Raw genomic sequence first — 7786 nt, 5'->3', positions numbered from 1 at the left:
GCGCCGCCGTCGGACCATTCCCGGGTGTGGTCAGCTTCCGTCGCGGCCGCCGGCTTGTCGCAGCCGGGGAACCGGCAGGTCCGGTCGCGGGCCCCGAGGAAGCGGCGCATCGCGGGGGTGGGCGTGTAGCGCCGCCTGCCGAGGGCGAGCGGCGTGCCGGTGCCCGGCTCGACGTAGAGCCGGGACCACGTCGCGGCCTCGGCGGCGAGGAGCCTGACCGCGTCGGCGTCGATCGGCCCGTAGCCGACAATCTCCCCCGGGGCGTCCTCCCCCGGTGCGTCCTCCCCCGGTGTGTCCTCCCCCGGCGCGTCCTCCCCCGGTGGGGCGGCCCCACGTGCGAGGGTGCGGGCCGGGACGGTGACGATCAGCTCGGTGCGCACCCCTCCGAGCGGGGAATGGCCGTGGCCGGTGAGGAGGTCCGCGAGGGCGTCGGCCCGCAGCTGGTTGACTGTGCGCTCCTCCTCGGGGCTCTGCAGGGACCGGGCGATGGCCTGCAGCCGGGTGTCGATCGCGGCCCCGACCTCGAGCGGCAGGTAGGCGCTCAGCCAGCACATCCCGTCCTGGTCCGGCTCGAGCTCGACCCGCCGGTGGGCGCCCGCCCGCTCCTTCCGGACCTCCAGCGGCTCCTCGGCGTGCTTCTCGGCCAGGCGGCGCAAGCGGCGCCTGAGTGCCCCCTGGGTGGGAATGGCCTCCGGGTCGGGCGGGCTGGCGATGGCCACCGCCTCGGAGGCGAACAATTCGAGCCGTTCCACGGGGACGGGCACGGCGGCGTCCAGGATCGCGGCGGCACGCCGGCGGGGCAGGGCACCGGACAACATGCCCTCGAGCACCGGCGCCCAGGGGCGGTTCGTGATGGTGAGGGCCTCGGCGACGGCGGCGGAGGCCGTGCGCTGGGAGATCCGCAGGGCCGCGGCCAGCTCCGACGCGGCCACGGCGGGGGCGTCCAGCCGGTGGGCAGGGTTCTCCGAGGACCCTCCCACGGCGGCGGCGAGCGCTGCGAGGGTGATCGCCTTGCGCGCCTCGAGCCGCGCCTGCGCCGCATCGATGCGCTCCAGCTCCGCGACGAGCTCCTCGGCCCGTTCGGCCCGCGCCCGAGCCATGAGCGCCCTCGCCGGAAGCGCCGCCTCCCACAGGGCCTCGATCTCGCAGGCCTCGGCGCCCAGCCCGTCGAAGGCCTCGAAGACCGACGGGTCCACGGCTGGGGGCACCACGACCCGCGCCAGGGCGTCCCCATGGAAGTCCCACCCCGCCGAGCCCAGCGAGTCCCCGCCCCCCGGGCACAGCGGATCCCGGCCGAAAGGAAGCCAGCCCGTGATGTCCCAGCCCCCGGTGTCCCCGTGGGCTGGGTTCAGGACCTCCTCAACGACCATGGAATCAGTCTCCCCGAGGGGTCCGACAATCTAACGAGGCTTCGCCTGTCACCGCCTCCGGTCCAGGATCCCCGCGAGGATGTCGAGGGCGCGCGCGAGCTCGAGGTCCGTCGGCGCGCCGTAGCCGATCACGAGCCCGTTGGCCGCCCCCGAGCCAACGGACGCGGAGCCAATCGCCGCCGGGTCAACGAAGGCTCCCCCCACGGACGCCGGGTCAACGAAGGCTCCCCGCGCGGACGCCGAGCCAATGTAGGCTCCCCGCGCGGACGCCGAGCCAACGTAGGCGGCCCCCGCGGACGCCGAGCCAACGTAGGCGGCCCCCGCGGACGCCGAGCCAACAGACGCCGAGCCAATGACCCCCAAGCCAACCGACGCCAGCCCAGCAGGAGCCCACCCAGCGTGGTACGCGGCCAGGAGCGCCACCTGGACGCCCGCCTGAAGCGCCTCCTCGGCGACGCCGGCCGCGCTGACGCCGTCGGCGAGCCGAAGGACGGCGTGAAGGCCGCCGTCGACCGCGGAGAGCTCGACGTCGTCGCGCCGCCCGAGCCGTTCGAGCAGGAGCCCGCGCCGGTGCGCGTACTCGCGGCGAGCACGCATCACGTGGCGCGCGAGCCCTCCCCCCTCGAGGAAAAGCGCGAGGGCGGCCTGCATGGTTCCGGAGACGGGGGTGTCGAGCGCCCGGCGCGTCTCCTTGAGCCACTCACCCGGCTCGCCGCGCACCACGAGGTAGCCGCAGCGCAGCCACGGGCTGAGGACTTTCGAGAAGGTGCCGATGAGCACGACATCCGCCACGGAGGGCAGCGATGCGACGGCGGGGAGCGGCATGCGCGTGTGGCGGAACTCGCTGTCGTAATCGTCCTCGAGGACGAGGACGCCGTGCTCGGCCGCCCACGCGAGCAGGCCGAGCCGCTCGCTCACCGGCATGCGGCCGCCGAGAGGGTATTGGTGGCTCGGCGTGACGAGGATGGCGTCTGGCGGCGCCGGAAGGGCACGCAGGCCCGAAACGGTCGCGCCGTCGGGCCCGACGGGGATCGTCTCGACGGCGGCGCCCGACGCGGCGAGGACCCGGCGTCCCGTCGGGTAGCCGGGGTCCTCGACGAGGACCCGTGGCGCGGGAGAGCGGCGGCGCAGCGCGGCGACGACGAGCTGGAGCGCGTCGCTCGTTCCGGCCGTCACGATGACATCGTCGGGGTCGGCGGCGACGCCCCTCGACGTCGCGAGGTGCTTCGCGATGGCGGCACGGAACGCCGGCGTGCCGAGCGGGGGCGGGAGGCTCGACCAGTCCGATTCCGCGACGGCCATGCGCCAGGCCGCGCGCCACTCGGGATTCCGGAAGGCGGCCGCTGACGGGCGGCCGGGGCTCAGGTCGATCACGGGCGCCTGCTGCTCGGCGGGCCTCGGCCCAGGCGAGGGTTCCCGGGCCCCGCCCAGGTCGGGCCGGACCGCGACGCGGGTCCCGCCAGCACCCTGAGCGTCGAGGTAGCCCTCGCCCGCGAGCTGCTCGAACGCGCGCACGACGACGCCCCGCGAGACCCCGAGCTGGTCCGCGAGCCGGCGCGACGACGGGAGCGTGTCCTCGGCCCGCAGTGTCCCGTCGAGGATCGAGCCCCGGAGCCGCGCCGCGAGCTGGGCCGCGAGGGGCACGCGGCTCGCAGGATCGAGCACGATCGGCAGTTCAGCCTCGGCCATCTTGGTCCTCTCAGAGTGGCGATTCTTGGACCTATGCTAGATCCAATCCCGTTGACAGCATGGATCCTCGGAGGCCGCGATCGCGGCCCGATGAAACGAGGAAGCATGTTCGACGGCCTGTGCGCCTTCCCCCTGACCCCCCTCGCGGACGACACGGTCGACGACGACGCCCTCGCCGCCCTCGTCTCGCGGCTCGCCGCGGCGGGCGTCGGGTCACTGGGCGTCCTCGGCTCGACGGGCGTGTATCCGTACCTGAGCCGAGACGAACGACGCGCGGCCCTCACCGCCGCGGTCGACGCGGCCGGCGGCGTCCCCGTCGTCGCCGGCGTGGGCGCCCTCCGCACGAGCGACGTCCTCCTCTACGCCGACGACGCTCAGGCGGCCGGCGCCTCGGCCCTCCTCGTCGCGCCCGTCTCGTATCACCAGCTCCGCGACGACGAGGTGTTCGGCCTCTACGCCGACCTCTCCGCGGCCGCCTCCGTGCCGATTGTCATCTACGACAACCCCGGAACGACGGGCTTCGCCTTCACCGAGCGGCTCTACGCGCGCCTTGCCGAGCTCCCGCACGTCGCCGCCGTCAAGAACCCGCCGACCCCGGCGGGCACGGCGGCCGCCCGCGCCGCCGAGCTCCGGGCCGTCCTGCCCAACGGATTCTCGATCGGCATCAGCGGCGACTGGGCCGCGGCTGAGGCCCTCGCAGACGGCTTCGACGCGTGGTACTCGGTCCTCGCCGGCGTCTTCCCGCTCGCGGCGATGGCGATCGTGGACGCCGCGAAAGCGGGCGACCGCGACGCCGCCCTTGCGCTGTCCGCCCGCCTCGACCCGCTCTGGAACCTGTTCAGGACGCACGGAAGCCTCCGGGTCGTCGCCGCGATCGCGGAACTCCTCGGCCTCGCCGAACGCCCCTGGCTCCCGCGCCCGCTCCTCGGCCTCGACGCGGGCGCCCGCGCAGACGTCGAAGCTGCGCTGCTCGCGACCGGCCTCCAGCCGTGACGGCGCGCCTTGAGACGGCACCCGATGAGACCGCCCTCGCCGAGACGCCACCCGCAAAGGCCCACAGCAGAAGCCGAGTCGGAGCCCACGCGCGGGGCCGGGACCGGCGGGCTCGCGCGATACGTCGCCGCCGCGACACTCGCCAGGACGGCCGACGGCGGGGCGGTCGTCGCCGTCGTCCTCCTCGCCGCCTCAAGCGGCTCGCCCGGATGGCTCGCGGGGCTCCTCGGCGCGTCCATCACGGCGCCGCACCTGCTCGGACCGTTCGTCGCGCGGAGGCTCGACACGGCCCGCGACGGCCGGTCCGTCATCGCCGCGGCGTGCCTGGTCCACGGGGCCACGCTCGCGGCGGCCGTGCTGCTCTACCCCGTCGTGTGGCCCGGCGTGACGGCGGTCCCGCTCGTCGCGTCCGGCGTCGTCGGCCCGCTCCTGACAGGCGGAATCAGCAGCCGGCTCCCGGCCATCGCGGGGCCGGACCGCGTGAGCCAGCGGCGCGCACAGGGCTGGGACGTCGCGACCTACGGGATCGGGGGCACGATCGGGCCCACCGTGGTCGCGGTCTCCGCTGCCTGGGCCAACGCCGCCGTCGCCGGCCTTATCCTCGCGGCCGGGACCGCCGTCGCCGCCGCCCTCGTGCGCCTCCTGCCATACGGGGCGCCCGCGGCGGAAGCGGCCGACGTCCCGCGCCCCGGCACGACCCTCGGGCTCATGCTCCGCTCGGGCCCGCTGCGCCGGACGCTCTACCTGACCGTCGTCGTCGCCCTCTCCGTCGCGGCGCTGCCCGTGACAGCGGTCGCATCCACGGGCCTGCTCCACGTCGTGCCGGCCGCCGCGGCCGCGCTCACGGCCGCGTACGGTCTGGGAAGCCTCGCGGGCTCGGCCGCCGTCATGATCTGGCCTCTCCGCGGCCAGGCGGACGAGCTCACGACCCGCCTCGCCCTGTGCGTCGCGGCAGCCCTCGCCGCCGCGGCCCTCGCGCCAGGCTTCGCCTTCGCCGTGGCCGCCTACGCCGCCGCGGGAATCCTCAATTCGTGCTTCTTCGCATCGACCCTCGCGGCGCGCAGCGAATACTCGCCCGCGGAGGCAAGGGCTCAGGTCTTCGTGTGGGTTGGCGCCCTCAAGATCACCGCGGGATCGGCTGGAACCGCCCTCGCGGGCACGATCACGGCGACTGCGCCGCACGCGGCCCTCACGCTCGCGGTCGTGCTCACGGCGGCCAGTGCCGTTGCCTCGCTCATCGATCGCCGCCTCAGGCGGGGGGCGCGGGCCCGCATTTGGCGGCGCGCTCCGGCCCGCCGCGCTCCGGCCCGCTTCTTCCGGCGCGAACACCATGTCTCGCCGCGACGCGCCGCGGTGCGAGTGATTGGGAAGTTACAACCGGGCCGGAGCGCGGCGGGACACCGCTAAGGTCACCCCTCGACGTCGAGGTACAGGGCGCCCTCACGCCGCCCGAGCGGCACGGAACTCACCGCAGCGAGGTGCCGCGCGGCGTCGTCCTTCGCCTCGGCGAGACGGGCGGCGAGCGTCCCCTGCCGCTCCTGCACCGCGAGCGCGCGCCCGACGAGCCGCTCTGGGATCGGCCCCACGGACGACGGCGGCGCCCACCCCGCGGCGGCCGACTCTCCCGCGGCGGCTGGCCGTCCGGCGGCGGGCCATCCCGCGCCCGGCCCTCCCGCGGCGGCCGACTCTCCCGCGCCCGGCCTTCCCGCGCCCGGCCCTCCCGCGGCGGCAAGGTGCCGGTCCACCGCGTCGAGATCGGCCTCGAGCCGCCCGAGCACGTTCTCCCACGGCTCAGCCAACGGCAACGCCTCCGAGGCCTGCAACGGGCTCCGCGGGCAGCGACGCCGCGGCCGCGTGCCATGCCTGCCGAAGCGGCTCGAGCAGCGCCGCCGCCTCGCGGGTCCGCGCGACGTCCCGGTGGATGTTGGCGTGAACGAGGGCCGTCCGCACATAGTCGTAGATGCCGCGCAGCCGATCCGCGCCGTCCCACGCGCCCGGCCTGAGCGTCGCGGTGAGCTCGGCGACGATGTCCTGCGCGTGGAGGAGGTTGTCGCTCGCAGTGAGCCACTCGCCCGACTCCTGCGCGGCCTCGGCGCGCCGGAGGTCGAGGAGGAGCCGGTCGTAGAGCATCGTCAGGAGCCGGATTGGGCTGGCCGAGAGGATCGCGTCGCGGCTGTACTGCTGGCGAGCGCGGGTTGCCGGGAGGGTCACGGTTGCATCCTCACTTCGAACTCGAGGTTGATGGCGACGGCGCCCCGGGGAGCCCGGCGATCTGGCTCGTGAGCCATGACTGCTGCGACTTGAGCGCGCCGAGGGACGTGTCCATCGCGGTGTAGAGGGCCGTCAGGGCGGCCTTGCGCTCCGCGAGGCGCGCGTCCCAGTCGCTGATCTGGCTGGCGAGGTCGGCCACCTCGGACTGCCTGCCCGAGACAAGCGCGGTGATCGATCCGGAGACAGGGTCGGAGGCGTTCTTCGCCGCGGTCGCGACGCGGCCCGCAATCTCCTGCAGCGTCGATTCGGTTCCCGCGGGGTCCGCGGCGAGTGCGGCGCTGAACTTCGAGGAGTCGAACGTGAAGCTGCCGTCCTGCTGGATGCTGATTCCGAGGTCCGACGGCGAGTGCCCATTGCTCGTCGGCAGGTAGAGGGCGTTCGTGATCGAGTCGGCAAGGCCGTTGATGGTGGAATCCCCCGTGAAGACGCCGCCCGAGGCGCTCGATCCGCCCGTGGGGCTGATCGAGGTCGTGACCTTCGTGTTGCTCGAGATGTTGCTCAGCAGGTCGTTCACGGCGGAGACGAGATCGCTCGCCTGCTTGGTGATTCCGGCGCTGTCCGCGGCGACCGTGACGGTGACGCTGCCGCCCACCGCGCCGGTTGCCGCCGTGACGTTGACCCCCGACACGATGTTCGTGAACGCGTTCGTCGAGGACGTGATGGTCTGCGCCGCCGCGGTCCCCGCGTAGAGGGTCGCCGACGCGTCCTGGGCCGCGGTGACGACGGCGGCGCCCGGCTTGGTCATGAGGTCCGTCGCGGTGCCCCCGGTCACCTGGGCCGCCGTGCCCTGGTAGACCTTGAACGCCCCCGCGGCCCCGGACTTGGTCGCCGTCAGCTGGAGCCGATAGAGCGGGTTCCCGCTCGCATCCGTCCCTGCCGCGACTTTCAAGGCCTTGGCCGGACCACCGGCCGCGTTGATCGCGCTCACGACGTCGTCGAGCGACGTGCTCGCGGGCGTCACCTGGGTCTGCTTGCCCGTGGAGTCCACGAGGGTCAGAGCCGCCGGCGCCCCCGTCGAGTCGGTGGGCCACGCGCTCATCGAGGCGGTCACGTCGACCTGGGTCTGGGCGAGCTGGTTGAACGTGAGGCTGAACGTGCCCGCGGTGGCCGTCGAACCCGCCGTTGCGGTTACCGCGCTGCTGCTCGTCGTCGCCGTGAACAGGTTGAGCGCACCGGGTGCGGAGGACTTGGCCGCAAGGGCGCTGAGCGCGGAGGCCTTGCCGTTGAGCGTCTGGAGGACGCCGATGACGCCCTGATCGGTGGCCTGCGTCTGCCGGAGCTGCTGCTGCGGCAGGGCCTCGACGGCCATGAGCGAGTTGATGATCGAGGTGAGGTCGAGCCCGCTGCCGAGCCCGTTGATCGAGATAGCCACGTGCGTGCTCCTTAGGTCGCGTCGCCTGCTGGGTGCCCGTCAGGGCCAGCCCGTCCAGGCCTGCCCATCCAGAGGAGAGGCCGACGGCGGC

7 protein-coding genes are annotated in these 7786 nt (G+C 74.4%); 2 read left to right on the top strand and 5 right to left on the bottom strand.

From position 1 onward, the window contains the following. Positions 1-1370 (bottom strand): DUF222 domain-containing protein (locus RBS12_RS19600; protein WP_307967849.1); only part of this gene is annotated, 1370 nt, incomplete at its 3' end. A gap of 48 nt (positions 1371-1418) precedes the next feature. Continuing rightward, complete coding sequence (locus RBS12_RS19595; protein WP_307967848.1) at positions 1419-3059, bottom strand: aminotransferase class I/II-fold pyridoxal phosphate-dependent enzyme; 1641 nt, start codon at positions 3057-3059, stop codon at positions 1419-1421. 105 nt (positions 3060-3164) lie between these two features. Here RBS12_RS19595 and RBS12_RS19590 point away from each other — a divergent pair, with 105 nt between their 5' ends. Both RBS12_RS19590 and RBS12_RS19585 read left to right on the top strand, forming a co-directional pair. Continuing rightward, positions 3165-4052, top strand: coding sequence for a dihydrodipicolinate synthase family protein (locus RBS12_RS19590; RefSeq protein WP_307967847.1), 888 nt, complete (start codon positions 3165-3167; stop codon positions 4050-4052). A 24-nt stretch (positions 4053-4076) separates the two neighbouring features. Further along, a complete protein-coding gene (locus RBS12_RS19585) occupies positions 4077-5459 on the top strand; it encodes an MFS transporter (RefSeq protein WP_307967846.1) in 1383 nt (460 codons plus the stop codon). Positions 5460-5461: 2 nt separating this feature from the next. Here RBS12_RS19585 and RBS12_RS19580 read toward each other — a convergent pair whose 3' ends face one another. From RBS12_RS19580 to fliD, 3 genes are read right to left on the bottom strand one after another with little or no spacing between them, the layout of a single operon-like run. Beyond that, positions 5462-5851, bottom strand: coding sequence for a hypothetical protein (locus RBS12_RS19580; protein ID WP_307967845.1), 390 nt, complete (start codon positions 5849-5851; stop codon positions 5462-5464). Next, positions 5844-6263: a flagellar export chaperone FliS gene (fliS, locus tag RBS12_RS19575; RefSeq protein WP_307967844.1), complete on the bottom strand. Its 420-nt coding sequence runs from the start codon at positions 6261-6263 to the stop codon at positions 5844-5846. Before fliS ends, RBS12_RS19580 begins: the two co-directional genes overlap by 8 nt. Before the next feature lie 10 nt (positions 6264-6273). Further along, positions 6274-7695: a flagellar filament capping protein FliD gene (gene fliD, locus RBS12_RS19570; RefSeq protein ID WP_307967843.1), complete on the bottom strand. Its 1422-nt coding sequence runs from the start codon at positions 7693-7695 to the stop codon at positions 6274-6276. Positions 7696-7786: the final 91 nt, after the last annotated feature.

The organism is Sinomonas sp. ASV322 (genome assembly GCF_030908245.1).
Classification (GTDB): domain Bacteria; phylum Actinomycetota; class Actinomycetes; order Actinomycetales; family Micrococcaceae; genus Sinomonas.
The sequence above is the reverse complement of the archived record's forward strand: the minus strand, read 5'-3'. Positions and strand labels throughout refer to the sequence as shown.

Coding starts and splice junctions, on each gene's coding strand:
- RBS12_RS19595 (WP_307967848.1), bottom strand. CDS start 3,059: ATGGCCGAGGCTGAACTGCCGATCGTGCTCGATCCTGCGAGCCGCGTG.
- RBS12_RS19590 (WP_307967847.1), top strand. CDS start 3,165: ATGTTCGACGGCCTGTGCGCCTTCCCCCTGACCCCCCTCGCGGACGAC.
- RBS12_RS19585 (WP_307967846.1), top strand. CDS start 4,077: ATGAGACCGCCCTCGCCGAGACGCCACCCGCAAAGGCCCACAGCAGAA.